We start from the raw sequence: 1,789 nt of genomic DNA on the forward strand, positions 1-1,789 counted from the left end.
AGCCTGGCCGCGGCGCTCGCCGTCACCCTGGCCCTGGCCGGCTGCTCGGCGCCCGCCTCCTCCCCCGCCGGGGACCGGGCAGAAGGTGGCCGGGGGGAGGTGGATCAGATCGTCCTGGCGGACGGCGGGGACCCCGGTGAGTTCAACCCGGTGTCCGGATACGGATCGACCGGCGTCTCTCCGCTGTACGAGGGACTCCTGCGCCCGGCCGCGGAGGACGACTCGACGTTGCCACGGCTCGAACCCGCCCTTGCCGCGGCGGAGCCCGAGGTGAGCGACGACGGGCTCACCTGGACTATCCGACTTCGGGAAGGGGTTCGTTTCCACGACGGCTCGCAGCTGGATTCGGGCGACGTGGCCGCCACCTACCGGGCGGTGGTCGACCCGCGCTCGGCCTCCCCCATCGCCTCGGACTATTCCACGATCGAGCAGGTGGACACCCCCGACCCGCTCACCGTGCGTTTCCACCTCGGCGCGCCCGACCCCGGGATGCCGGCCCGGCTGCTGTTGGGCATCGCCCCCTCGGAGGCGCTGACCCCGGGACCGGCATCGGCGTCGGTCCTCAACTCGGAGCCTGTCGGGACGGGCCCCTACCGTCTCGACCGCCTGACCGCCGCGGAGGCCGTGCTCGAGGCCTTTCCCGAGCACCGCGACGGCCCGCCCGAGGTGACCCGACTCGTCATCCGCGCGGTGCCGGATGCCGATGCGCGGGCGCAGATGGTGAGGGCCGGGGAGGTCGACGGGGCCTCGCTGCCGCCCCGGCTCGCCGAGGGGCTGGCCGGCCGGGACGGTCTGGAGCTGGTCTCGGTGACCTCGGCGGACTGGCGAGCGGTGGCGCTGCCCATGTCGCATCCCTTCGCCGGCGACCCCGCGGCCCGTCGGGCGCTCAACGTGGCCGTGGACCGCGACGACCTGGTGGACAGAGTCCTGTCCGGGCACGGCAGGCCGGTGGCCTCCCCCATCAGCGCTGCCTACCCGGAGTACGAACCCTCGCCGTTCACCGAACCCCGGGCCGCGGGCGAGCGCAGCGTCGAGGCGACCGAGACCCTGCGGGGCGCGGGATGGCGGCCAGGCGACGACGGCGTGCTGGTCCGGGACGGCGAGCGCGCCGAGTTCACCCTGGCCTACCCCGCCACCGACCCGCTCCGTCGCGAGCTGGCCTCGGCGTTCGCCGACCAGATGCGCGAGCTCGGGGTGGCGGTGACCGTGTGGGGTGGCAGCTGGGACCAGATCGAGCAGCGGATCGGCGAGGTCGCGATACTGCTCGGCGGCGGGGACAACCCCTACACCGTGGACACCCAGGCCTACCGGGCCCTGCACTCACGGACCGCCGCGACCGGCCCGCTGGACAACCCCGGCGACTTCGGGGACCCGCGGGTGGACGCGGCCCTGGACGCGGCCCGCACCACCGCCGACCCCGTCGAACGCACGGAGTTCTACCGCGAGGCGCAGCGGGCCTACGCCCGTGCCCCCGGCCACGTCTTCCTGGCCACCCTGGACCACACCTACGTTCTCCGGGACACCGGCCACACCCGGCCCGCACCGATCCTCGAACCGCACACGCACGGCGTGACGTGGGGGCCGTGGTGGTCGCTCGCCTCCTGGGCCCGCGACCGGTGATCCGCCGACTCGGCGAACGCCGCTCTGACCTGGCACGCCTCACGGCCCGCCGCGCCGTCGCGGCGCCGCTGGTCCTGGTGGCCGTCACGGTCGGCGCGTTCATCCTGGCCGCGAACTCCCCGCTGGAGCCGCTGGCCGCCCACTTCGGCGACGGGTACGAGCGCACCAC

At 74.8% G+C, this 1,789-nt stretch carries 1 protein-coding gene; it reads left to right on the plus strand.

Annotated features, from left to right (window positions below; genetic code table 11):
• Positions 1 to 3: 3 nt before the first annotated feature.
• Positions 4 to 1,620 (plus strand): ABC transporter substrate-binding protein, encoded by a 1,617-nt coding sequence (locus IY392_RS15140; RefSeq protein WP_194861656.1) that lies wholly within the window; start codon positions 4 to 6, stop codon positions 1,618 to 1,620.
• Positions 1,621 to 1,789: the final 169 nt, after the last annotated feature.

The sequence above is a fragment of the Dietzia sp. SYD-A1 genome, assembly GCF_015356725.1.
Lineage (GTDB): Bacteria > Actinomycetota > Actinomycetes > Mycobacteriales > Mycobacteriaceae > Dietzia.